General features: G+C 63.8%; 23 protein-coding genes and 1 other RNA gene. 16 read left to right on the top strand and 8 right to left on the bottom strand.

The features are described from left to right. Window positions 1-1078 precede the first annotated feature (1078 nt). From rnpB to E1742_RS20960, 4 genes are all read right to left on the bottom strand, one after another. Window positions 1079-1412, bottom strand: an RNA gene (rnpB, locus tag E1742_RS20975) — RNase P RNA component class A. Window positions 1413-1417: 5 nt separating this feature from the next. Beyond that, window positions 1418-1849 (bottom strand): hypothetical protein, encoded by a 432-nt coding sequence (locus tag E1742_RS20970; RefSeq protein ID WP_189568635.1) that lies wholly within the window; start codon window positions 1847-1849, stop codon window positions 1418-1420. 33 nt (window positions 1850-1882) lie between these two features. Further along, window positions 1883-2140, bottom strand: a complete 258-nt coding sequence (locus tag E1742_RS20965) for a hypothetical protein (RefSeq protein ID WP_134387069.1) — start codon at window positions 2138-2140, stop codon at window positions 1883-1885. Window positions 2141-2149: 9 nt separating this feature from the next. Continuing rightward, the gene (locus E1742_RS20960; protein ID WP_134387068.1) at window positions 2150-2482 is read right to left on the bottom strand and encodes an ArsR/SmtB family transcription factor; all 333 of its coding nucleotides are present in this window, start codon (window positions 2480-2482) and stop codon (window positions 2150-2152) included. 151 nt (window positions 2483-2633) lie between these two features. Here E1742_RS20960 and E1742_RS20955 point away from each other — a divergent pair, with 151 nt between their 5' ends. From E1742_RS20955 to E1742_RS20935, 6 genes are all read left to right on the top strand, one after another. Beyond that, on the top strand, window positions 2634-4340 hold the full coding sequence (locus tag E1742_RS20955) for a thiamine pyrophosphate-binding protein (protein WP_134387067.1): 1707 nt from the start codon (window positions 2634-2636) through the stop codon (window positions 4338-4340). Between the two features lie 196 nt (window positions 4341-4536). Next, a complete protein-coding gene (locus E1742_RS20950; RefSeq protein WP_134387066.1) occupies window positions 4537-5337 on the top strand; it encodes an HDOD domain-containing protein in 801 nt (266 codons plus the stop codon). Window positions 5338-5620: 283 nt separating this feature from the next. Then, entirely contained in the window at window positions 5621-6547 is a 927-nt protein-coding gene (locus E1742_RS20945) for an exo-alpha-sialidase (protein ID WP_371860171.1), read from the top strand. Next, window positions 6475-6783 (top strand): exo-alpha-sialidase, encoded by a 309-nt coding sequence (locus E1742_RS27420; protein ID WP_371860235.1) that lies wholly within the window; start codon window positions 6475-6477, stop codon window positions 6781-6783. Before E1742_RS20945 ends, E1742_RS27420 begins: the two co-directional genes overlap by 73 nt. Further along, entirely contained in the window at window positions 6783-7520 is a 738-nt protein-coding gene (locus E1742_RS20940; protein WP_134387065.1) for a hypothetical protein, read from the top strand. Before E1742_RS27420 ends, E1742_RS20940 begins: the two co-directional genes overlap by 1 nt. Before the next feature lie 5 nt (window positions 7521-7525). Continuing rightward, a complete protein-coding gene (locus E1742_RS20935; RefSeq protein ID WP_229466165.1) occupies window positions 7526-8347 on the top strand; it encodes a hypothetical protein in 822 nt (273 codons plus the stop codon). 35 nt (window positions 8348-8382) lie between these two features. Here E1742_RS20935 and E1742_RS20930 read toward each other — a convergent pair whose 3' ends face one another. Continuing rightward, window positions 8383-8982: a hypothetical protein gene (locus E1742_RS20930; protein ID WP_206076696.1), complete on the bottom strand. Its 600-nt coding sequence runs from the start codon at window positions 8980-8982 to the stop codon at window positions 8383-8385. A gap of 340 nt (window positions 8983-9322) precedes the next feature. Between E1742_RS20930 and E1742_RS20925 the strand changes: the two genes are divergently transcribed. Beyond that, window positions 9323-9601, top strand: a complete 279-nt coding sequence (locus tag E1742_RS20925) for a hypothetical protein (RefSeq protein ID WP_134387064.1) — start codon at window positions 9323-9325, stop codon at window positions 9599-9601. A gap of 84 nt (window positions 9602-9685) precedes the next feature. On the opposite strand, the gene E1742_RS20920 is transcribed toward E1742_RS20925, so the two are convergent. Next, the gene (locus tag E1742_RS20920) at window positions 9686-10765 is read right to left on the bottom strand and encodes a porin (RefSeq protein WP_134387063.1); all 1080 of its coding nucleotides are present in this window, start codon (window positions 10763-10765) and stop codon (window positions 9686-9688) included. 147 nt (window positions 10766-10912) lie between these two features. Continuing rightward, a complete protein-coding gene (locus E1742_RS27175; protein WP_134387062.1) occupies window positions 10913-12553 on the bottom strand; it encodes a methyl-accepting chemotaxis protein in 1641 nt (546 codons plus the stop codon). A gap of 352 nt (window positions 12554-12905) precedes the next feature. Here E1742_RS27175 and E1742_RS20910 point away from each other — a divergent pair, with 352 nt between their 5' ends. From E1742_RS20910 to ggt, 9 genes are all read left to right on the top strand, one after another. Continuing rightward, window positions 12906-13880 carry a TauD/TfdA family dioxygenase gene (locus E1742_RS20910; protein ID WP_166793525.1) on the top strand — a complete coding sequence of 325 codons (975 nt, stop codon included), beginning with the start codon at window positions 12906-12908 and terminating at the stop codon, window positions 13878-13880. A gap of 49 nt (window positions 13881-13929) precedes the next feature. Then, entirely contained in the window at window positions 13930-14847 is a 918-nt protein-coding gene (locus E1742_RS20905) for an AEC family transporter (RefSeq protein ID WP_134387060.1), read from the top strand. Between the two features lie 100 nt (window positions 14848-14947). Then, entirely contained in the window at window positions 14948-15898 is a 951-nt protein-coding gene (locus tag E1742_RS20900; protein ID WP_134387059.1) for a MerR family transcriptional regulator, read from the top strand. 123 nt (window positions 15899-16021) lie between these two features. Continuing rightward, window positions 16022-17086: a signal recognition particle-docking protein FtsY gene (gene ftsY / locus E1742_RS20895; protein WP_134387058.1), complete on the top strand. Its 1065-nt coding sequence runs from the start codon at window positions 16022-16024 to the stop codon at window positions 17084-17086. A 14-nt stretch (window positions 17087-17100) separates the two neighbouring features. Next, window positions 17101-17760, top strand: a complete 660-nt coding sequence (locus E1742_RS20890; protein ID WP_134387057.1) for a cell division ATP-binding protein FtsE — start codon at window positions 17101-17103, stop codon at window positions 17758-17760. Continuing rightward, a complete protein-coding gene (gene ftsX, locus E1742_RS20885) occupies window positions 17757-18671 on the top strand; it encodes a permease-like cell division protein FtsX (protein WP_134387056.1) in 915 nt (304 codons plus the stop codon). The genes E1742_RS20890 and ftsX overlap by 4 nt, the downstream gene beginning before the upstream one ends. A 485-nt stretch (window positions 18672-19156) precedes the next feature. After that, a complete protein-coding gene (gene rpoH, locus E1742_RS20880; RefSeq protein ID WP_134387055.1) occupies window positions 19157-20056 on the top strand; it encodes an RNA polymerase sigma factor RpoH in 900 nt (299 codons plus the stop codon). A gap of 357 nt (window positions 20057-20413) precedes the next feature. After that, the gene (locus tag E1742_RS20875) at window positions 20414-20881 is read left to right on the top strand and encodes a hypothetical protein (protein WP_134387054.1); all 468 of its coding nucleotides are present in this window, start codon (window positions 20414-20416) and stop codon (window positions 20879-20881) included. A 7-nt stretch (window positions 20882-20888) separates the two neighbouring features. Continuing rightward, on the top strand, window positions 20889-22631 hold the full coding sequence (ggt, locus tag E1742_RS20870) for a gamma-glutamyltransferase (protein WP_134387053.1): 1743 nt from the start codon (window positions 20889-20891) through the stop codon (window positions 22629-22631). Between the two features lie 16 nt (window positions 22632-22647). Here the strand turns inward: ggt and E1742_RS20865 are convergent, their stop codons facing one another. Further along, a complete protein-coding gene (locus E1742_RS20865; protein ID WP_134387052.1) occupies window positions 22648-24762 on the bottom strand; it encodes a 3'-5' exonuclease in 2115 nt (704 codons plus the stop codon). Between the last annotated feature and the right edge of the window lie 221 nt (window positions 24763-24983).

Here is a 24983-nt window from a genome sequence, read left to right as displayed (position 1 = left end):
CTAAACTTTCTTTTCAGAACCCTGGTTATTGTTCGGTGATTTTTTGGTGGTGCCGTTTCGCCAGACTTTCCCACAAAACTACACTTTTTCACACGCATGCCCACTTTAGAGTAACGCAAGAGGGTGGTCAAGCGATTTCCGGCTAGCAAAATGCGATTTTTACTAATGAAATTAAGGACTTAGCGCCGTTCCTTGAAGCAGTCTCAAGTCAAAATAACTCGAGAAATCAGGCACCTAGGAAGGAATTTGAAAGTGCTACCTCATCTGCTGGCAGCAAAAAACTGGTGGACAGTGTTACCAAAAAAAATTAGGAAATAGCCATCTCGTTTCCGGCTGGCAATATCGGCGTCGGGCCCCGGCAACGGTTGCGCAAGCCCCGCCTTGGCGGCTCCTGGTGACAGTGGCGTTAGCTCATCAATAGGGAAATCCGGGCATTCTGGCGTAGTGAGCACTATCCCGCCGACGGTAAAAAAGCCCCGCGATCCTAACAAAATCTTAACCGCCAGAGGACGTCTGGCGTCGGCTAAAAATTCCGCGAAGCAATAGGTTGTCTATACAAATTTTATTACCTGAGCGCCCTCAGGCGAGATTATACGCGTCCGGGCACGCTCAGCCGCCGAAGGCCATCGCATGCCGACCTGCCTGAGCCGGCTCGACCGAACCCAGACGCCATGCGCCTTGCCAGCGAAGTGCGTACTTCGCGGTTACAAAGGTTGCTCCCATGCCTCCGCCCGCGCCACCTGCCGATTCCTGCGCGATGACAACACTTCCCGCTGCGGCGCCGCCATTGCCGGTTCAAGCGCGACGGCACTGATGGGCGTGCAGACGGCAAGCGCGGTGCGCAGCCCCGTTTGCCTGGCACAGCATCTGGGCACGTCAGCTGGCGTGTCCAGATATTCATGGGACCGTCTTGACGGCCAGGCAGTGCTGTGGGAGTTCGTGCGTCGCCCAGCCGGCTGCGGGGCGGCTTGAACGGATGGCGGAGGAGCTGATGTTCCCTGGTCGGCGCCAGGACGGCGCAGGTCATGGAAGCCTCTCTTGTCTGACGATAGACGTGAGGCTACCGACCCTGGGAATAAAGTGAAGCAAGCCGATAGGCCGGATTCTGTTACGGCGCGGTCGCCCGCGCTATGACAGCCATTCCTCTAGGCGACGAATTACTCCGTCGCTCAAGCTTTCTACCCGCACGCTCCGCGAGCAGCATCATCGCGTGCCTATTTGAAATTGCACCAGGTGGAGGTTACCGCGTTTCACCGTAACTTAATACGCTCGTCTCTGTGGCCCTGTTCCTCGCCTTATATCCCGAAGGACTTTCAGCGGACGGCCGTTAACCGTCACCCCGCTCTGTGGAGTCCGGACCTTCCTCCCGCCAGCGCATTGCTGCGCCGGCCAGCGGCTGTCTGGCTTGCTTCGGGCGCTATTGTACTGCATGTGCGCCCGACGCCGGCGCTTTGGCCCGGCGCCATGGCTCGGCGCCATCCGTGACGTAGCGCCGCCACACATGGGACCAGGGCAGCGTGAGCGGAACGATCGCGCCCACGGCGCACGCAAACAGCGTGGCTGCGATACCCTCGTCCATCGTGCCGGCGCGCCACGCCGGCAGCGCCACCAGCAGCACCCACAACGTTTTCCACAGCATTTCCCAGAGCAGCAGTGGCAGCATGCGCAGCGGGTGGCGCACGCCGACCAGCGCCAGCACGGCCACAACGGCCAGCATGCAGTTGACGACACCCTGCATCAGTTCCTGCGGCCGCCCCAGCTGCGGCCAGATGCTCAGCGCCAGGCCGACGCCGATCAGCAGATAGACGGCACGCAGCAGGTTCACGCGAAATATCGATATGTCGTGCATTGGGTTCTCCGGTGGGTTGAGCATGCGAAAACGTCAGCCGACTTCCTTCAGCACGGTTTCCACCGTCACCAGGCGGCCATTGACTTCGCCCAGTGTGGCCTGCAACGCTTTGAGCGTGGCGGCCGTTTCGGCCTGCTGCTGCAAGGCCTGCTGCGCCAGCTGGCGATAGGCGTCGTCGCTGGCGTGGCGGTATTTCGCCTGCGCGATGACGGACAGGTAGCGCATCCCGAATACCAGCAGCACGGTGCCGAAGAAGATGCCGAGGGTGGTCAGGTAAATGGGTGCGGACATCGGAAGCCTCTACTGATCTGGGTTGGTGGTCAACGAGCGCGCCGCCGCGGCGATGGCCGCCGGAGTCAGTGCGAACTCGAACTGGGTAACATCGAAGTAATTCAGTGCCTTGCCGTCCGCGGACAATTCCATCCGGCTGACAACCAGTCCCGCATCCTCAAGCTTCTGCAGGTGCAGGTGCAGCAGGGGCCGACTGATGCCGATCTCGCGCGCCAGCTGGCTGACGTAGTTGCGCCCGCCCGTCGTCAGCGCGGCCAGGATGCGCAGCCGGTGCGGGTTGGCCAGGGCCGCCAGCACGGTCAGCATGCGGTCGCCGTCGCTGGTTTTATTTTCGCGTTTCATGTGTAAACAATATCTGACAGGTGTAAGGCGGTCAACAGATTTTTGACACGCCCGCCTGGCGTGACAAAACAGAAATTTGATGTCGCCTATCTGAAGGCCGCGGCGCCACCGTCACTCTAGAATGCACGGATCACATCCTTCGAGGCAGAATATGACGCACCCATCCCGCTCCGGCGGCCAGATCCTGGTCGACGCACTGAAAATCCACGGCGTCGACACTGCCTTTGGCGTGCCCGGCGAGAGCTATCTGGATGTGCTGGACGCACTGCATGAGTCGTCGATCCGCTTCGTCATCAATCGCCAGGAAGGCGGCGCCGCGTTCATGGCCGATGCCTACGGCAAGATGACGGGCAAGCCGGGCATCTGCTTCGTTACGCGCGGTCCGGGCGCCACCAATGCGTCCATCGGCGTGCACACGGCCTACCAGGACTCGACGCCGATGATCCTGTTCATCGGCCAGGTCGGCAGCGACTTCACGGACCGCGAGGCGTTCCAGGAAGTGGACTATCGCCGCATGTTCGGCCAGATGGCGAAGTGGGTGGCGCAGATCGATCGCGCCGACCGCATTCCCGAATACATCGCCCGCGCCTTCCAGGTCGCCACCAGCGGCCGCCAGGGCCCTGTCGTGTTGGCGCTGCCCGAGGACATGCTGGTCAGCCAGGCCGCCGTGGCGGACACACGCCGCTACCAGCCCGTGCAGGCATCGCCATCGCAGGAACAGATGAACGAGCTGCGCACGCTGCTGGCTGCAGCGCAGCGCCCCCTGCTGCTGCTGGGCGGCAGCGGCTGGACGCCCGAGGCCTGCGCGCACATCCTGCGCTTTGCCGAAGCGAACGCGCTGCCCGTGGCGTGCGCGTTCCGCTTCCAGGACCTGGTGGACAACGAGCATCCGCACTACGTGGGCGACGTGGGCATCGGCATCAACCCGAAGCTGGCCGCGCGCGTCCGCGATGCGGACCTGCTGATCGCCATCGGCCCGCGCCTGGGCGAGATGACGACGAGCGGCTATTCCATCATCGCCTCGCCCGTGCCGAAACAGAAGCTGGTGCACATCCACGCCAGCACCGAGGAATTGGGCACCGTTTTCCAGGCCCACCTGATGATCGCCAGCGGCATGCCGCAGGCGGCGCGCATGCTGGCGGCGCTGGCGCCCGTGGACAGCAGCGCATGGCGTGGCAGCGTGGAGGAAGCAAAAGCGGCACTGCGCGCATGGCAGGGCAAGCCGGCCATCTTCCAGGACGGCAGCGCACCGCTGGACCTGTGGCAGGTCGTGCAGGACATCGGCGCACTGGCGCCGCACGACACCGTCATCACGAACGGTGCCGGCAACTACGCCACTTGGGCGCACCGCTTCCACCGTTACGGCGGCATGCGCACGCAGCTCGCCCCGACCAGCGGCGCCATGGGCTACAGCGTGCCGGCCGGCGTAGCGGCCAAGATCGTCGACCCGTCCCGTACCGTCATCACGTTTGCCGGCGACGGCGAATACATGATGAACGGCCAGGAGCTGGCGACGGCCGTGCAGTACAACGCCGGTGTCGTCATCATTGTCTTCAACAACGGCATGTTCGGCACCATCCGGATGCACCAGGAGCGCGAGTATCCGGGCCGCGTGTCCGGCACGGCGCTGCATAACCCGGACTTCGCCGCGCTGGCGCAGGCATACGGCGGCCAAGGCGAAGTGGTCGACAGGACCGCCGACTTCGCACCTGCACTGCAGCGTGCCCTTGCCTTCACCCGCGAGCGCAACCTGCCGGCCGTGATCGAATTGCGCTATGACGGCGAACTGATCACGCCAGGAGCGACGCTGGCAGCCATCCGCGCATCGGCTGCCGCGGCCAAGGCCAGAGAAGCGTGAAATAAGGGTCGAATAAGCGGCGAGGACAGGCATCGGGGACGGGCACTTTGCACGGGTGACTGTCCGGGGAAAAACGTGCCTGCCCAAAAACCACACTCACTACTGATTTAAAACAAACATTCCGTAAATCAAGAGATTCGGGCAGTACACTGGCACTGAGCTCATCCGCAGAGCTGCAACCAGCCGAAAGCCCCCCATGACCACCCTCGCCATTTTCTTTGACAACGTCAAGCTTCCCACGATCTCCGAAGTCGGCCATGCGCTGATTGCCACCCTCGACAACGACGACGCGTCGGCCAAGAGCGTCGCCGCCATCATTGCCCGCGATCCCGCGCTGACGGCCAAGCTGATGCGCCTGGCCAACAGCGCGCGCTTTGGCTCCAGCCGCAACGTTGCCTCGCTTGACGATGCCATCGCGCTGGCCGGCATGGCCCACATCCGCACCCTGGCCCTGGCGGCCTGCTTTGCCGACACGTTTCCGCAACTGCCGGGCCTGGATACGGACGAATTCTGGAAGAGCAGCATGGCCTGCGCCGGCTACGCAAAATGGCTGGCCGGCGGACTCGGCGTGGACGGCGGCGAAGCCTGGCTGGCCGGCATGATGCTGCGCCTGGGCGAGCTGCTGATCTACCAGGTGTCGCCCGTGGCCTTTGCCCAGATCGAACAGCTGCCTCACTTGCCGGGCGGACGATGGGAGCGCGAGCAGCGCCTGCTGGGCTTCTCGGAAGGCCAGATCACGGCCGAGCTGGGCCGCCGCTGGAATTTCCCGGAAAAAATCGTGCGGGCACTGGAGTGCTCGTCCGACCCGATGGCGGCGCATCCGTTCTGCCGCCTGGCCGGCATCATCCATCTGGCCAGCCTTCTGGCCGATACGCCCGGCGACGATGGGAAAATCATCGACACCCTGCCGCAGGACGTGATGACGGCATTGCAACTGCGCAAAGAGTGGGCCGCTGTGCGCTTCCCGTCGCACGAGTCGTTTTCCGCCGCTGCCTGAAGCCGCGGTGCCGCCGACTGCTGCCGCGTCACAGCGGCAGCGCAAAATGTTGTTGGCATAGCGCGCGGGAATTTACCGAAAAAACGTCTCTTGAGGTTGTTCAGCCAATCCTATTTCCTGTAGGATAGCGGCTTTGCCCGCTTCAGACAGGACACTCGTATGCTGCCTTGCAACATATGCCGTCTCCGGGCATGGCGTGCGCTTCTGCGCCGCCCGTTGTAATTGCTGGTGCCCCTCACGTCGAGCGCGAACGCTTGCAGACCGGGCCCCTCTACGGAAGGCTATGGAGAGTTCCCGCTTCGCGCAGCTGTGCGCGCGCCACCGGACGGCACTGGTCTGTCTCCTGGCGGTATTGACTGTCATCACGGCTGAAGGCGTGCGCTGGGCGCGTGCCACGCGCGCCGCCACCACGCCCGCGACGGTTGGCGTCGTCGCGCACGGCGCCGCGCGGCTGACGGAAATTTCCAATTCGTTTATTCCCATGCCGCGCGACGTGCCGTCGGCCCATGCCAGCGCGCTGACCACGCTGCCGGGCGACCGCATGCTTGCCTTCTGGTGGGCGGGCGATCGTGAGAGCGCTCCCAACGTCAAGGTCTATGCCGCCCGCTGGCAGGAAGGCAAATGGGGCCAGCCATGGGAAGTGGCCAGCCGCGCGTCGCTGGGCAAGGCGCTCGGTTTCGGCGTGCGCCGGATCGGTAATCCGGTCGCATGGACGGCCCATGACGGCCGCATCCACCTGTACGTCGTCGCCACGGGCATGGGCGGCTGGGCCGCCTCGCGGCTGGTCCATCTCGTGTCGAACAACCAGGGCGCCACCTTTACCGTGCGCCGGCTGCTGCCGATGTCGCCGCTGTTCAATACGAGCGTGCTGGTGCGCACGTCGCCCGTCGGGCTGGTGGACGGCGGCTGGTGGCTGCCCGTCTATTTCGAGATCGGCATCAAATACCCGATGCTGATGTCGTTCGATGCCAATGGCGATCCGTCGTCGCTGGCCCGCATCGGCAGCCGCATCAGCACCTTGCAGCCGACCGTCGTGCCCATCTCGAAAACGGAAGTGCGCGCCTGGATGCGCGATGCCAGCGACGAGCAGCGCGTGCAACAGGCCTACAGCCGCGATGGCGGGCCAGCTGGGAAGACCTGCCGGCGCTCGACCTGCCGAACCAGAGCACGTCGCTGGCAGCGATCCGCCTGCGCAACGGCGAGTTCCTGATGCTGCACAACCACGTCGAAGGCGACGCTACCTCGCGCAGCATGCTGCGCCTGTCCGTCTCGAAAAACGGCCGCACGTGGCGACCGTTCGTGGACATCGCCAGCGGCAACGCCGGCGACGAATTCTCGTACCCGACGATGCAGCAGGTCGGCAACGAGCTGCACATCGCGTACACCTATCAGCGCCGGGCCATTGCACACCACCGCTACCGCATCACTATCGGAGACAATCACTGATGACGCTTCCCGATCTCGCCAGCCAGTTCGTCTATGGCCGCCTGGCATGGGCCGTCGTGACGGCCACCGTGCTGTTTGCCTTGCTGTCCCTGCTGCGCGCCGCGCCGCTGCCGCGCCGTGCCAGAGCCGTGCTGCTGGCCGGCATGGCCGTGCTGTTTCTGCTGCCGGGCAAAGCGTCGCCCGCCTACTGGCTGACCCTTGCCTTCCAGTACCCCAGCGGCCTGCTGTTCGGCTGCTGCGTGCTGAAACTGCGCCAGCATTGGGATGGCCGCGCCGGCGGCGCGCCCGTCATGACGCCATCATTGGCCGGGGCGCTGGCCCTGACAGGTCTGCTGCTGTATCTCGACGCGATGGGCCTGCTGACGCAGGGCTATTACTATGCCGGCTTCGGCCCCACCGCTGCGCCGGTGCTGGCCGTGCTGGGAGCCATCGGCTGCGCGCTCGCGCTCGTTCAGGGCCAGGCACGCGCGCAGGCGGGCGCGCTGCTGACAACGATCCTGCTGTTCACCCTGCTGCGCCTGCCGACGGGCAACCTGTGGGATGCGGTGCTCGACCCGCTGCTGTGGGGCTGGGCCGTTGTCACGCTGGCCGTCAACGCCGTCCGCAACCGCGCCCGCACCCGAGCCACGACCTCGCCAGAGCCGGTCGCCGGCCAATCCGCCGAACTGCAGCCGGTGTCTTCGCTGAGCCCGCTCGGCCCGGCGGCAATGGAACATTCTTCGACAATCAAGGAGTAAAACGAGTGGCAACTAAGACATGGCATTTGCCAAGGGTGATCGCGGTCGGGATCGCCATCAACATATTCATTCTCGGCCTGGCCGTGACGTGGTCGGGCGATGCGGCAAAACTGCATCGCCTGCTGGTCGAGGACGGCATCGTCGAGTGGATGCAGTTCCTCTGCTTTGCCGTACTGTCCGGCATGCTGGGCTTCGCCACCGTGCAACGCTGGCAGCGCCAGCCGGGCATGCGCCTTGAAATCCTGGCCCTGGCCGGCCTGACGGCCCTCGTCGCATTGGCGGCACTGGAGGAAATCAGCTGGTTCCAGCGCATCCTGCACGTGGAATCACCCGAATTCTTCCTGCAGAATAACAAGCAGGCCGAAACGAACCTCCACAACCTGGCGATGGGCAAAGAAAGCCTGCACAAGGTTGTGCTGCTGAAGGTGATCGCTCTGGTCGGCCTGACGCACAACATTGTCCTGCCGCTGCTGGCGCGCTGGCGTCCGGGCATCCGGACCTGGGTGGAAAGCCTGGGCCTGTACCTGCCGCCGCTGACCGCATCCGTCATCTACCTCGTGCTGGTCGCCCTGTCGCATGCACTGATCGACCATCCGCGCAAGGGCGAGCTGGGCGAGATGTTCGGCGCCGTGCATTACCTGTCCACGGTATTTGCCGCCTATTTCATCGGCTACCGCTACGACCGGCAGGCGTTGTTCGAGAATCTCGCCGATGCACGCCGCGTCTCGACGCTGTTTGCCATGCAGCTGGCCTTCCTGCTGCTGATGGCGTGGATGCTGAGCGCAGGCGCCGGTGCCGGCGCGTATATTGCCGCCAACCCCGCCTGATCATTGCATGGCCCACGGATGCGGGCCGTTTCCTTTCAGCCCTGCGACGGCGGTGCCGGCTCCCACTTCGGTAGCGGTGCCGGCGGCTCCGGCGGTACGGGCGTCTCCCCTTCCGGCTTGATTTCCTCTCCATGCGGGATTGCCGCCGGCTTGGTCCGGCTGGCGGGGCATGGCCGGCAGGCGCCTGCCTTGCGGCCGAAATCGCGCATCTTCGCCAGCTTCATCGGCACCGTTTCATCGCCACAGTAACCGCCATCCAGGGTCAGCGTGGCGCCGTCCGGCGAGAACTTGCCGCTGATGGTGCGCTCCTCGCCTTCGGCCGGCTGTACCGTGAAATACATCATCTTGCCGCGCGGGTCGACGTTGACGTCGCTGGCGACAATCGGCCACGACAGGCCGCCGGCCGTGTATTCGTAAATCACTGTATCGACCTCGGCGAAGCGCTGCAAGGTAATGCGCTGCCCGCCGAACTCGCCGCTTTGCGGATTCACGCACAAATCGGAATACACCACCATGCCATAGCGTGGCACGCCGCTGCGCGGCTCGGTGCGGGCGTTGCTCTTTGGCGCGCCGGCAGCAATGACGGCCCCCGAAACGATCAACAAGGCGCAGGCGACAGCGTAGGTGGTGTTCATGGCAGTAGTGGAAGTATCGACAGTCGTCATTCTAACTTGCCGGCCCGGACGGAGGCCGACAGCTGAAACCCAGGGCACTTCCCTGTATTTAGGGAATTTCCCTCAAAACCAGGGTCTGTCCCCAATGCCGTTAAGTTATCCTGTTTTCGCGCGGGCCGTGTCGGCGGCTGATGAGATCCGGGGTCAGACCCGGCGGGTCTGACCCCAGCCCTTCTCAACCGCCACCACAATTTCAACACCTTAACTTAACGGCATTTGGGTCTGTCCCGGGTTTTTCGGGTATGGCAGAGTCAGGCATTATCGATGCGGGCCGCAGCGGAACAATAAAGAGGAATAAACCATGCATTTCACCAGGATCGACAGTGCGAGAGCTGCCAGAGACGGCGGGATCGACGCCATCGCGGCATTGGACGCCGCCCTGCTCGCAGCCCTTGCGGGATTGCCCGCGGACGAAGCAACGCAGCTGAAGCGGACTGTGGGGGATTTGATGGGCGAGGTAGTTGACCGGCTCGTCAATCCGGCCATCCGCGCATTCCCGGAGCTTGCCATCGAAGAAGACGCCGAGTGGACAGCCATTGCCCGCGAGCGTGCCAGGGGGCGCAGCACCGCGAACGCGTAATCCCTGCTCGCTGCCGCTGCACAAAAACGCAGCGCAAAAAAAACCGGCTGCCGAAGCAGCCGGTTTGTTCAACCAAGCCGAAGCTTAGAAGGAGTGACGCAGGCCGACGTTGAACGCGGAGTCGCCGGTACCGACTTCGGTGTTGCCACCGACGGTGTACGAAGCGCCGTTCTTGTTGTCGATCTTGGCGTACGAAACGTAAGCCGAGGTACGCTTCGACAGGTCGTGCATGTAGCCGATGGCGTACTGGTTTGCATCGCGGTTGAAGGACTCGCGGTCATCCGTGTGGATAGCCGAAGCGATGACCTTGCCCGACATGCCCACAGGCACTTGCACGCCAACCAGGGCGTTGCGGGTGTCCATCGATGCCGTGATCGGTGCCGTCGTGTAGGCGGCAGCGTTTGGCAGCGTGGAGCTGTTCAGGCCTTTGTTGGCGCCGTAGGCAACGAATGCTTTGACGACTTTGAAGTCGTAGTTCACAGCCAGCAGGCTGTTGTGGCCGATGTCGCGCTCAACCGTTGGAACCAGACCGGTCGCAACGTCGTTATTGCGGTTGTTGTAGGCCAGACGGGCATTCAGAGGACCGTTCGAGTACGAAACGGCAGCGGAAACCTGACGGCCAGCCGACGATTCGGACTGCTCGCCGAAGCCGTAGAAGACTTCGCCGGAGAAACCGTTGAAGACCGGGGTCTGGTACACAACAGCGTTGCTGTTACGCAGGTTGGCGCCATTGGCTGGGAACAGGTTCTTTGCGGAACCAGCCAGGCCGGCAGCGAACGGGTCGGCAACTTGTGCCAGCGCGTTGTACCAAGGGGTGTACTGACGACCGATCGTGATCGTGCCGGCGGTTGCCGAACGCAGACCGACGAACGCCTGACGGTTGAACAGCGTGTTGCTCGCGTCCAGCTGGCCGTCGTCGACTTTGTAGCCCGTTTCCAGGGTGAAGATTGCGGACAGGCCGCCACCCAGGTCTTCCGTACCACGGAAGCCGATACGCGATGCGTTGGCGGTGCCGGACGACACTTTGGTGACGTTGCCTGCTTTACCGCCGCGCTCGCTGACGATGCCCGCGTCCACGATACCGTAAATCGTTACATTCGACTGTGCAAAAGCGGCGCTGCTCATTGCGCCCAGAACTGCGACGGAGATTAGAGTTTTTTTCATTACAGGTTCCTTCAGTTGTGTTGCATGCAAAAAAAGAAAAGCAACGGCTTAATTCGGTCTTGCGATACCGAACCAGGCCATGGCTGGTACCGCTTATGGTGAGGGCAAACCCCGATTTGCCACTGTGCCGTCAGACGGCGCTCACTCTTATTGTCGCGGCCGATTCAATCGTGCCGGCTTCGATTCAGTGCGCGAGGCACTGGAGGCGGCACTATACTGATGGTTTGGCAATCCATCAAGTGTAAAGATACTCACAAGCTGGGCCAGGCTTGCGGCCTGATCCTGCATGCTGTGCGACGCGGCGGTTGCTTCTTCCACCAACGCCGCATTCTGCTGCGTTACCGCATCCATCTGGGCAATGGCTTCGTTGACCTGCACGATGCCGGCACTCTGTTGTTGTCCCGCAACAGTAATCTCGCCCATGATGTCGGTTACGCGACGGACACTGACCACCACTTCTTCCATCGTGCTGCCGGCCTGGTTCACCAGTTTCGTGCCTGCTTCGACCTGGTCGACCGAATCGCCGATCAGCTCCTTGATCTCGCGCGCGGCCGATGCCGAACGTTGTGCCAGGTTGCGCACTTCCGACGCCACCACCGCGAACCCGCGGCCCTGCTCCCCTGCACGTGCCGCTTCCACCGCCGCGTTCAACGCGAGGATGTTGGTCTGGAACGCGATGCCGTCGATCACACTGGTGATGTCCGAAATCTTTTTGGCCGATTCGTTGATCGTGCCCATCTTGTCGACCACCTGCGATACCACCTGGCCGCCCTGCTCCGCAATCGACGACGCATTGAGCGCCAGCTGGTTGGCCTGACGCGCACTGTCCGAGTTGTGGCGGACGGTCGTCGTCAGTTCTTCCATCGACGCGGCGGTTTCTTCCAGCGAGCTGGCCTGCGACTCGGTACGGCCCGACAGATCCAGGTTGCCTGCCACCACTTGCTGCGCCGCGCTGGCGATCGTGTCGGTTGCGTGGCGGACCTGGCCGACGATGTTGGCCAGGCTGTCGCGCATCGATTTCATCGCGAACAGCAGGCTGGTCTTGTCGCCTGGACGGGTCACGACGTCCACATTGAGTTCGCCAGCGGCGATCTTGTTCGCCAGTTTCACTGCGTACTGCGGTTCGCCGCCAAGGGTATTGACAAGCCAGCGCGTGATCAGCAGCGCACCCAGTGCACCAAGGACGACACTGATCACCAGCAGGCTGAAGATCCATGCGCGGGAAGTATTGTATACCTGATCACCAAAATCTGCTGCGCGCTTGCCACCTTCGTCGTACACCTTGACCAGTTTGTCCACTTCGCCGCGCAGGGCGACGATCAGTTTGTTCGATTCGCCGCGGATGAGCTGCTTGGCCAGGACGCTGTCGCCGGCACGCACGGCGGCGCGCAGCTTCGCGTCTTCCGCCATGTAGCGGTCCCACATGGACAGGAAATTGTCGTACATCTCGCGCTCTTCCGGCGTCTTGATCAGCTTGACGTAATCGTCCTGCATCTTCTTCAGGTCGACCAGATCGTTGGCGATGACCTTGTCGTACTTGTCCAGTTCCGACACCTGGTCGGAGATGATGTATTGCAGCTCCCGCGTACGCACGCGGGCGATCTGGGCCTTGATGTCTTGGATCACCCGCAGGGCTGGCATCCAGCGCGTCGACAGGGCATCGGTTGTTTCGTTCACCTTCGAGAGCTGATTGATGGAGAACAGGCCGACGAATGCCGTCAGCAGCAGGACGGCCGCAAATGCCAGTCCAAGTTTGGTGGAGAGCTTGCGCTCGGAGAGCCACTTCATGTGATTTCCTCGGGAATTGAAAGTTCAGGCGGAGATATTGCCGTGCGGCAAAAATTCTATCGCATTGTAACGATCAGTGCTCTGAACTACGAGCAGAACCGGTCATGTTCGACACATCTGTCGTTTTTCGGGCTGAGCATTTTTTCACGTTAGCCCTACGGGCAAGCTGTGTTGCATTTTGCAAGTATCCCTGTCATGAAAGGCTTCCTGCGGTGATTGCTTTAGGAATGAATGAACTACGGCCAAATCCCAATTTGCTGCAACGCAACAAATTATTCTTGAAAGTAACGTCGAACCGGTTCAGAATGTGGCTTTTATTGCCGCAAGGCAATTCATGCAAAGGACCCAGATCATGTTCTCAACCATCGAGCAGAGCGGCAACATCGCTGTTGTCAAAACCAACTTCACCTGGGGTGAGGACCTAGCCAAAGTCATCGCCATCATTGAAGCCCACTTCGAGGACTTCAACGGTAACGGCTTCTATCCGCACCCGGATGAAGAAGCGTTGCAACAGCAGTTGCTGTCCGTGCCGACCTTGCGCAACTTCGCCGAACAGCTTGCCGAGCGCAAGTCGCGCGGCCTGGCCATTACGGACCTGGGCCTGGCCGGCCTGTCCGAGCCGCACCGCAACGCCGTGCTGTACGCCATCGCACTGACGCAGGGCTTCCCGACCTCGACCGACCAGCGTACGCACCGCGTGGCATGGGACGTGCGTGCACGCCAGGGTGTGCAATCGGAATTCGTCACCTTCTCCGAACGCACCGGCAATGCCGATATGCATACCGACTCGTCGTTCTATCCGATGCCGGAAGAGCAATTCCTGCTGTACGTGGTGGCATCGGCCCGTTGCAACGGCGGCGAATCGCTGCTCATCGATGTGGAAGACATCGTCAAGGAACTGCAGCGTACCGAGGAAGGCCGCGCCGCCTACGCGCTGCTGCGCCACACTGAAGTTCCGTTCCGCGTGCCATCCGTCTACGCCGCCCAGGACGAGCAGATTGAGTTATTCTACGCTCCGGTCTTCCAGGAAGACGGCCTGGCGATGCGCTGGCGCTACGATTCGATTGAAAAAGGACTTGCGGCGCGCCCCGATCTGGCCACACCGGAACTGGTAGCGGCCCTGCGCCTGCTGAATGGCATCGTCGAAGAGCACGCTCCGCGCTTCATTCGTCAGCTGCCCGATGACACGCTGCTGTGGGCCGACAACCACCGCACGCTGCATGGCCGCGCGATGTACACGGATCCGGGCCGTCACCTGATCCGCATCCGCGTCTCCAGCACCCCGAACGCGCGCCGCGTGGGCCCGTCCGGCATTTCGGCCGACTGATTCACGCACGCCCTCTCGCATCTCTGTATATATATAAGTAGAAATACCAATGCTAGCTTCGATCATCCCGGTCTTCGCGATCATTCTGCTGGGCGTGGCCATCCGCCGCTTTGGCTGGATGCCGGCGGATTTCTTCCCTTCCGTCGAGAAGTTTTCGTACAACATCGCTTTCCCCGCCATGCTGTTTGCGGGCACGGCACGCCTGAGTTTCCATGGCAGCCAGGTCGGCGAGCTGGCGTTGGCGACATTGTTGCCGACCTTCCTCATCGTGGCGCTGACGTTGGCGTCGCTGCTGCTGTGGCCGGCGCTGCCGGGCGCCAGCCGCTCGTCCGTCATGCAGGGCGCGATGCGTCCGAACACGTATTTCGGGCTGGCCGTGGCCGGCCTGTTCTTCGAGCCGAAGACGGCGTCGCTCGTGATGCTGTCGCTGGCGCTGTGCCTGCCGGTCGTCAATGCGTTGTCCGTGATCGCGCTGGCGTGGTGGAGTGGCAACAAGCCGAACTTCGTCACCGTCGGCAAGACGCTGGCGCGCAATCCCATTATCCTGGCCACCCTGGCCGGCGTACTGGTCAGCCTGTCCGGCCTGACGTTGCCGGGCGAGCTGATGAATACGCTGGACATCCTCGGCAAATCGGCCACCGCGCTGGGCCTGTTGTGCGTCGGTGGCGGCCTCGTGTTTTCGCTGGAAGGCGTCCGTCCGGGTGCGCTGACGCTCACGTCGGTACTGAAACTGCTGGTGATGCCGCTGCTGGCTGCCCAGGTCTGCCTCGTGTTTGCCGTGTCGCCGCAAGTGGCGCTGGCCGCCTGCTTCTACTGTGCGCTGCCGACGGCTCCGAACGCCTATATCATGGCCAAGCAGCTGGGCGGCGACAGCCGTCTGATGGCGTCGCTGATCACCCTGCAGACGCTGCTGGCCCTCGTCACGGTTCCCCTGTCCCGGCAGTTCATGCCGTGGCTGAGCGCCTGAGCGCACCCGTGGGGCGAGCCAGCGCACAACTGTTACAACCAGGGGGTTGCGAATACGCTATCGGGGTAGAATGCTCGCCTGATAAAGGAACGTGCCCCAGATGAACTCCACCGACCTGGCCTTGCCAGCCCCGTGCACGATCAGCGACGTCGAACGCGATACCGGCGTGGCGAAGGAAACCTTGCGCGTCTGGGAGCGCCGTTACGACTTTCCCCAGCCGCAGCGCGATACGTTCGGCGAGCGGCTGTATCCGTTCGAGCAGGTGCAGAAGCTGCGGCTGGTCAAGCGCCTGATCGACCTGGGTTTCCGGCCCGGCAAGGTGATCGGGCAATCCACCCAGGCGCTGCACGTGCTGGCCGAGCAGGCTGCCAGCAATGCCCGGCCGCGCGTTCCCGCGGGCGATCTGCAGCCTTATGTCGAGCTGTGCCGCAGCCACCAGGCCGATGCGCTGCGCCGCAAGCTGTCGCAAAGCCTGATGGTCATGGGCCTGCGCAACTTCGTGCTGGACCTGATGGCACCGCTGACCACGATGGTCGGCGATGCGTGGGCCTGCGGCGACATCGCCATCTACGAAGAACACCTGTTCACGGAAGCGCTGCAAACCGTTATCCGCAGCGCGATTTTCTCGATGCCGCAGCCCGAGCACGGCACGGCGTCCCAGCCGCGCATCCTGCTGACGACGACGCCACAGGAAAAACACGGCCTCGGCCTGCTGATGGCCGAAGCGCTGATGGCCGCAGAGGGCGCCCACTGCCTGGCGCTGGGCACGCAGACGCCGCTGCCGGACATCGTGGAAGCCGCCAGCCGTCACCGCTGCGACATGGTGGCGCTGTCGTTTTCCAGCACAATGAACCCGCGCCACGTGCTGGACGCTCTCAAGGAGCTGCGCACGCGCCTGCCCCAGGACATCGCCATCTGGGCCGGCGGCGCCAACCCCGCACTGCGCCGCCGCGCGCCCGCCTTTGTGACGGTGTTGACGCTGCAGGAACTGGGTCCGGCCCTGGCCGGCTGGCGTCAGCGCGCCATGCACGATCTTGCCACGCTCGCCTGATGGCGCAGCTCGGGATTGCGCCGTCGAAAACGTTGTCAACCGTACAGCAGGGTTGACGCGGGCGCTCTGGTAAAATAGCCGGTGATCCCGGCCCCATGGCCGCCGCGCCACCTACCGCACACAATGTTCAGCTTCTTCAAGAAAAAACCTGTCACGCCGGACGTTCCAGCCCCATCGGTGCCGGCCCCCGCCATCCCCGAGAGCGCACCCGCGATTGCGCCCGAACCTGCGTCCATTCCGGACAGTTCTCTGCTTGACTTCGACATGGAAACGGCAGCCCGGCCCGAGCCGAAGGGGTCGTGGATGAGCCGCCTGAAGGCAGGCCTGTCGAAGACGTCCGCCAACCTGTCCGTCCTGTTTGTCGGTGCGCGCATCGACGACGACCTGTACGACGAACTGGAAGCGGCGCTGCTGATGTCGGACGCCGGCATGGACGCCACGACCTACCTGCTCGACGCCCTGAAGCGCAAAGTCAAGGAAGACAAGCTGCTGGACGCTGCCGCCGTCAAGGGCGCGCTGAAGGAGCTGATGACCGACCTGCTGCGCCCGCTGGAGAAGTCGTTCGAGCTGGGCCGGCACCAGCCCACCGTGATGATGATTTCCGGCGTCAATGGCGCCGGAAAGACGACAACCATCGGCAAACTCGCCAAGCACATGCAGGCACACGGCCAGTCCGTGCTGCTGGCCGCCGGCGACACGTTCCGTGCCGCCGCCCGCGAACAGCTGATGGTGTGGGGCCAGCGCAACAACGTGACAGTCGTGTCGCAGGAGTCGGGCGACCCGGCCGCCGTGTCGTTCGACGCCGTCCAGTCCGGCAAGGCCAAGGGCACCAACGTCGTGATGATCGATACGGCCGGGCGCCTGCCGACGCAGCTGCACTTGATGGAAGAGCTGAAGAAGATCAAGCGTGTCATCGGCAAGGGCATGGACGGCGCGCCCCATGAAACGCTACTCGTTATCGACGGCAACACGGGCCAGAATGCGCTGGCGCAGGTCAAGGCGTTCGACGACGCGCTGGCGCTGACGGGCCTGATCATTACCAAGCTGGACGGTACGGCCAAGGGCGGCGTCATTGCCGCGATCGCGCGCGTGCGCCCGGTGCCCGTCTATTTCATCGGGATCGGCGAAAAAATCGAGGACCTGCAGCCGTTCAATGCGGCCGAGTTCGTCGAAGCACTGCTCGGTTAAGTGGCGATACCGCGATGATCGAATTCCAGAACGTTTCCAAGACGTATGCCGGCGATGCGCTCGCGCTGCGCGGCGTCACATTGACCATTGCCAAGGGCGAACTGGTGTATCTGGCCGGCCCGTCCGGCGCCGGCAAGTCCACGCTGCTGAAGATGATTGCCGCGATGGAGCGTCCCAGCTCGGGCAAGGTCACGGTCAACGGCACCGATATCGGCAAGCTGAAGGCGGCCGGCATTCCGTTCCTGCGCCGTAATCTCGGCCTGATTTTCCAGCAGCAGCGGCTGCTGACGGACCGTTCCGTGCTGGACAACGTCATGATGCCCATGCTGGTAGCGGGCCTGTCCCGCGCCGAGGCGGAGGAACGCGCCCGCGCCGCGCTCGAGAAGGTGGGCCTGCTGGCGCGCGCGAATGCGCAGCCGCTGGCGCTCTCGGGCGGCGAGCAGCAGCGCGTGTCGATTGCCCGCGCCATCGTCAACCGTCCGCAGATCATCCTGGCCGACGAACCGACGGCCAACCTCGACCGTGCCAGCGCGAACAAGGTGTTCGATGCACTGCGTGCGTTCAACAACGTGGGCGTGACGTGCGTCATCTCCACCCACGACGACCTCGTGCTGGAGAGTGGTGCCCGCGTCATCCGTCTGGCGCAAGGCGAACTGCAGGCGGAGGCGGCATGAGCGTGTGGCTGCGTCAACATGGTTTCGCGCTGGGCTCCGCGCTGGTACACCTGCGCCGCGCGCCCGGCAGTTTCCTGTTCAATATCCTGGTGGTCGCCATTGCGCTGGCCCTGCCCTTTGCCGGCCTGACGGTACTGGACAATGTACGGCCGATGTCGGAACAGCTCTCGGTCGACCCGGAACTGTCCGTCTTCCTGAAACAAGACCTGCCACGCGAGCATGCGCAAGGCATGGCCGGCTCGCTGCGGGCCGTCGCAAAGGACGCCCGCATCGTCTTCGTGCCGCGCGAAAACGCGCTGGCGGAGCTGCAGAACAAGAACGGGCTGGCTGGGGTGATCGACACGCTGGGCGACAATCCCCTGCCGGACAGTTATGTCGTGAAGCTGAACGCATTCCAGAGTGCCGCCCAAAGCGCACACGTGGACGAAGTGGCGGAGCAGTTGCGGGAGATCCCTGGCGTCGAGTCCGTGCAGGTCGATTCCGCCTGGGTGAAGCGGCTGGCCGCGCTGCTGGGCATACTACGCATGGGTCTGCTGCTGCTGGCCGCCACCCTGGGCACCGTCGTCATCGCCGTGGTCTTCAACACGATCCGGTTGCAGGTACTGACGCAGCGTGAGGAGATCCTGGTGCTGCGTCTGATCGGCGCCACCAGCACGTATATCCAGCGCCCTTTCTATTACACGGGTGCGCTGCTGGGCCTGTTTGCCGGCGCCGTGGCGCTGGGTGCCGTTGCGCTGTCGCTGCGGCCGCTGAACACGGCGATTGCCGAGTTTGCCCGGCTGTATGCATCCGAATTCCAGCTGTCGCCGCTGGATCCGCTGGCCATGGCCCTCCTCCTGGCGCTGTCGGCCGGCCTGGGCCTGGTGGGCGCCGCGCTGTCCGTGCGACGTCAGCTGGCGCGGCTGTCGTGATGGCGGGCACCGGCGGCCAGTGCCTGTCTGGTTACTGCCGGTATCTCGACGGTGGGCCTTCCTGTTCCGGTGTCGGAACGCTCCGACATTGCCCCTGGAATGACCTTCAGCCTTGTCCGGGTGCCCGCGCAAGCGTGCGTTCACGCACAGAGCGCAGCTTTCCACGCACGCTAACCTGACCTTTCTGCTTGATTTGCCACAAAAGATGGCCAAAACGAGCAGTTTTTATTTAGTTCCTTCCATCCTGCGTTTCCCCGGCCACTAATCTCCGATAGCACAGGGCTATCGAAGTGATAAAAATGCCGAGATTGGCACTCACAAGACGAGAGTGCTAATATATGTTCAAACGCAACGCTGGAACTGCTAGGAGGCGTCGGAAAATGGTTAAGACGACTTTAAGTTCCACGCTGCATGCTGTATGCCATGACAGTGCCCTCTGCAATCCCGCACGGCCTATTGCACCAAAATACAAGCGAGGAATACCAATGAACACGATGTCCGCACCTACCGCCCTGGTTCCAGCCGGCACAAGTGCTCTGAACCTCGGTTTCAGCGGCAACCTGGGAAACCTGGACGCCTACATTTCCGCCGTCAACCGCCTGCCAATGCTGACGCACGACGAAGAAGTCCAGCTGGGCCGTCGCCTCAAGGATAACAACGACCTGAAGGCCGCCGAAAAGCTCGTCCTGTCGCACTTGCGCCTGGTGGTCTCGATCGCCCGTGGCTACCTGGGCTATGGCCTGCCGCACGCCGACCTGATCCAGGAAGGCAATATCGGCCTGATGAAGGCAGTCAAGCGCTTCGACCCGGACCAGGGCGTCCGGCTCGTGTCGTACGCGATGCACTGGATCAAGGCAGAGATGCATGAGTACATCCTGAAAAACTGGCGCCTCGTCAAAGTGGCAACCACGAAGGCTCAGCGCAAGCTGTTCTTCAACCTGCGCAGCCACAAGACGGGCCTGGATGCGATGACGCCGGGCCAGATCGACCAGCTGGCCAAGCTGCTGGACGTCAAGCGCGAGGAAGTGATCGAGATGGAAACCCGCCTGTCGGGCCGGGACATCGCACTGGAATCGCCGACGGACGACGAGGACGACAAGTTTGCCCCGATCGCCTACCTCTCGTCCGACCAGACGGAGCCGACCAAGGTGCTGGAAGCGGAACAGGTCACGCGCCTGCAGTCCGAAGGCCTGGAAACGGCGCTGGCCAAGCTCGATCCACGCTCGCGCCGCATCGTCGAATCGCGCTGGCTGGCCAACGACGACGGTTCGGGCGCGACGTTGCACACGCTGGCAGAAGAGTTCGGCGTCTCGGCCGAGCGCATCCGCCAGATCGAGTCGGCCGCGCTGAAGAAAATGAAGGGCTCGCTGGCCGCTTACGTCTAAGCGTACCCGGCACCACGAAAACCGGGCGCCTGCCCGGTTTTTTATTGCCCAAAAACCGGTGACAGGCTCCGATTTCGAAAAACCGGTGACAGGCTCCGATTTCGCACCGCCGGCCTGCGGCCCGGACCCGCCCCGAGAAAACCGGAGCCTGTCACCGGTTTTCTCGGGTTGCCTACTGTGGCGTGCGTGGTACCCAGCGCCCTCCTGGAAAACAACTGGTGACTGTCACCGGTGTTTTTCTTCGATAGCCTGCTGGAGAGATTTCGGGCAATATTTCAGACGAGAACACTCTGCCGTGCGGCATCGATGATGTTTTTTCGATAAGATCGTCCCTCAGCCAACGCGCATGGAGGATGCATGCAACGAAAACTCGTCACCGCCGCCGGTGCCGCACTGATACTCGGCATCGTTGCCGCCTGCGGCGTCACCACGGCCAACGAACAGCGGGAGGGCGCGATGGTGGAGCGTAAATCGGATGCACCGGCGCGCACCAGCGCCAGCTATGCGCTGGGCCAGGGCGCAGCCGTTACCCTCGGCCCGGGTACGACACTCAAGCTCGAGCGAGTCAACGACAGCCGCTGCAAGAAAGGCGCCGTGTGCGTCTGGGCGGGCTACATCAGCTATACGTTCAAGCTGACCCATCCCGCCGGCAGCCGTGAATTCCTCCTGGCCGAGAACATGCCGAACGCCAGCCCCACCGCCACCCACGACGGCCTGACGTTTGCGCTGGAAAGCCTGGAACCGCCCGAGCCACCCGAGCTGCACGCCACGGCAATGCCCGACTACCGCATCAACGTCCGCGTCACCATCGCCCAGCCTAACTGATACCGCCATGCACATTCGCCTTGCCCTCTGCACCATCGTCCTCACGATCACGACCACCGCGCAGGGCAAGACGCCTGTCGCTACCGGCACCGGCGGCGCCGTCGCCACCATCAGCGAGCAGGCGTCGCAGTCGGCGCTGGCCATCCTCAACCGGGGCGGCAACGCCATCGATGCCGCCGTGGCGGCCGCCGCGACGCTGGGCGTGACGGACCCGTTCAGCTGCGGCATCGGTGGCGGCGGCTTCCTGGTGGTCTATCTCGCCAAGGACAAGCGCGTTGTAACGATCGACCACCGCGAGACGGCACCGGCGTCTTACACGCCGGCCGTGTTCATGGCCGACGGCAAGGAGCTCGACTTCGATAGCGTCGTCGCCAGCGGCCTCTCTGTCGGCGTGCCCGGCACGGTGCGCGGCTGGCATGAGGCGCTGCAGCGCTACGGCACGATGTCGTTCGCGCAGGTACTGGCCCCGGCCATCGACGTGGCGAACAAGGGTTTCACCGTCAACGACAACTTCAGCCACCTCGTCGCGGAAAACACGGCAAAGTTCCGCAAGTTCCCGGCCACCGCCGCGCTGTATCTGCGCGACGGCAAGCCCCTCCCCGCCGGCACGCTGCTGCGCAACCCGGACCTGGCGAAAACGTACGGCATTCTGTCCAAGGGCGGCGTCAAGGCGTTCTACGAAGGGCCCATCGCCCACGCCGTCGTCGACGCCGTCAACCGCCCGCCTGTCGCGGCGGGCGTCAACGTCCGCGCCGGCAAGATGACGCTGGCCGACCTGGCAAACTACGAAGCGCGCCTGCGCCAGCCCTTGCACAGCACCTATCGGGGCTACGACCTGTACGGCATGGCACTGCCAGGCAGCGGCGCCGTCGCCATCGGCGAGGCACTGAACATCCTGGAAGGCTACGACCTGGGCAAGCTGCCGCGCGCGCAGGCAGAGCACCTGTACCTGGAAGCGAGCCGGCTGGCCTTCGCCGACCGCAACGCCTACCTGGCGGACCCGGAATACGTCGACGCGCCTGTCGCCGGCCTGCTCAGCAAGGAGTTCGCCGCCCGCCGCCGCGCGTTGATCGACGGGCGGCGCGCACCGGCGGCCCCGGTCGCGGCAGGCGATCCGTATGCGTTCCAGAACGACACCAGCGTGCCGCTGCGCCCCGCGCCGGTGCCCCTGCAAAAGGAAAGTGCCCATACGACGCACCTGACGGTGTCGGACAAGGACGGCAATGTTGTCGCCTACACGTTCACCATCGAGTCGTGGGGCGGCAGCGGCATCACGGTGCCGGGCCACGGCTTCCTGCTCAATAACGAGCTGACGGATTTCGATTTTTCCGGCCCGGCGCCGAACGTGCCGGAAGCGGGCAAGCGCCCGCGCAGCAGCATGGCGCCAACAATCGCGCTGCGCAACGGCAAGCCGGCCTTCACGGTAGGCAGCCCGGGCGGCGCGACGATCATCACGACGGTATTGCAGACGATCGTCAATTACGTCGACTTCGGCATGCCGATGGACGAAGCCATCGCGGCGCCGCGGCTGTCGCAACGCAACGGAGCCATGACGGACGTCGAGCCTGGCTTTGCGGATACCGCGCAGGCAAAGGCGCTGGCAGCGTACGGCCATCGCTGGAGCCCGCAGCCCGAGGAAATCGGCGCGGCCAACGCCATTGTCTTCAACCCGGACGGCACCGTGACGGCAGTCAGCGAAAAGCACCGCCACGGCATCGGCAGCGCTTTGGTGCAGCGCCGCGGGCACTGACGATCCGAAGTTCCGGCTATGGCAGCCAGCGCCTGAACGGCGCCTGGTCCTGCCCTGACTCGATGTACCACTTCTTGCGCACCGTGTCGAAGTTCGCGCCCAGCGCGCGCACTTCCTCGCGGTCTTCGTAGCGGGCCGTCAGGTAGGTGCGGTACGTGCGCTCCTGTTCGACCTTATCCTCCAGCTGGCGCAGCGCCTGGTCCGCTTTCGGCGCCACCGTCGCGATCTGCATCTGGCGCAGGAAGCTGCTACGCCGCTCCGGCTGCGTGGGCGAGATCAGCGTCAGCCGCGCCACCGTGCGGCTCACGCCTACGTAAAACAGGTTACGCTCCGTCTTCGCCGGCATCAGCGAATTCGGAAATTCGTTCACTTCCAGGTACGGCATGATGACGTGGCCGAACTCCTTGCCCTTCACGTCCGCCACGCAATCGAGATGGATGAAATCCTTCTCGCGCTTGCGGCTGGCGAACACCTCGGCCGCATTGATCTTCTTCCAGAACGCCGCCAGGTCAAGGCCGGACGAGCGGGCCATCGCGACAAAGCCGTCGACCGAGCGCGCCACCACGGACGCGGCATACGGATTGACGTACACGCGCTTCGCCACCGCCGCCAGATCCATGCGCGTGCATACCTCGCTCAGCACGTCGCCCGCAGGGCTGTCGGCCGGCACCTGCAGCAGGTAGCGCATCACGTCCGCGAACGCCGTGGCGGCGTCGGCCAGTGCGTTGCCGCCCAGGTGGCCCTGGAAGAAACCCGTCAGCAGCGACGGCTCCTTGGCGATATCGTGCTTGACCTTCTCGAAGTTCGCCGCCGTCTCCATGCCGGCGAAGACCGCCAGGGCCTCGACGACGGCGGTGCGCACTTCATACGACGGCACGGCCTTCAGGTCGTTCAGGCAGATCGCCAGCACGCCGCGCAGGAACAGGATTTCCTCGCGCTGCATATAACCCTTCATCACGGGAGTGCGGTAGGCGATGCCCGCCTCGATCAGCGCATTCTCCAGTGCCACGGACTGGTGCCGGTCGCGCATTAGCACCGCGCAATCTTCCAGCTTGTGCTTGTCCTTTTTCCACTGCCGGATCGCCTCGACCACCTGGGCCGCGCAATCGGACGCCTCGTCGTAATGCAGCTGGCGGATCTCCGTGTGGTCCGGCGCGCCCGACGTGCCGTTGTTGCCCATCAGCTGCGTGATCGCCAGGGTCAGATGCGGGCCGTGGCGGTACGTCGTCGTCAGCGGATAGGTTTTCAGTGCCGGGAACGCGTGGCGGAAGCGGAAGCCGAGGTAGTCGTGGCTGGCGCCCAGCTGGTCGTGGATGACCTGATGCTTGTCGCCCACGCCCGTGAAGAACGCGCCGGTGGAGCGGACCAGCGCTTCGACGATGACGAAGCTGGCTTCGTTCATGTCGTGCAGCTCGTCGCAGACGATCACGCGGTAGCGCGGGAACGTGTCGGCACACCCCGGCTCGCGCTGCAGCCAGCGCGCCAGATCGTAGGTGGGATCGAACGCCGTGCGGAACAGCGCCCGCTCCTCGCCGTCCAGCCGCGCCGTTTCGTACGACTGCGCCACCAGGTAGTCCGTCAGCGGCACGCCCGCCACCTCGGCCGCTTCGACCGGATCGTCGTCGTACTCGCCGTGCAGCGCCATGCGCGCCTTCAGCCGCAACAGCGTGTCGAGAAAACCTGAGACGGCGATATCGGACTTGCGCAGGTCGAGAGCGTCGTACCTTCCCACGTAGCGGTCCGCCACGGCATCGATGGCATCGCAGACATGGGTCTTCAGCTTGCGCGGCTGCTGCGTCAGGCGTAGCGGTTCGCCCTCGACCTGCCCCAGCGTACGCATCGCCAGGTCCTCGATGGTCAGGATGTCCAGCCCGTTGACCGTCTCCCACGGCACGCCGATATCGAGCAGGCGCTGACGCAGCACGTCGCGCGCTTCCGGCGTGAACGCCAGCGCCAGGATGCGCGCCGGCTCCACATTGCGCGCGAGCGACTCGGCGATGCGCAGCGCCAGCGTCGTCGTCTTGGCCGCACCGGCATTGGCCTCGCCCAGCACGACGGGCTGCGTGGCCGTCTGCAGGTCGGTCTGCTCCGCGGTCGGGTGGATGCGGCTCGGGGTGAAGTACGCGGCCATGGTTTCTCTCTGCTGTTCGGCGATACGTGAAGCGCGCCATGGTAGCAGGTCTGCGGGTGCGGCCTGCGGCGCCGGGACCTTCCGGTGGCCGGAAAAATCCGGAACGGTCCCGGAAAGGTCCGGGCAACGCTACGCCGAAAATGGAGCCTGTCACCGGTTTTAAGCCTGCCACCGGTTTTGCTCGGGCAGTGGTCGTGCTGTACGGCAGAGCTGCTGCGCTG

The organism is Pseudoduganella plicata (assembly GCF_004421005.1).
Lineage (GTDB): Bacteria > Pseudomonadota > Gammaproteobacteria > Burkholderiales > Burkholderiaceae_D > Rugamonas > Rugamonas plicata.
This window is presented reverse-complemented; position numbering and strand designations above follow the sequence as displayed.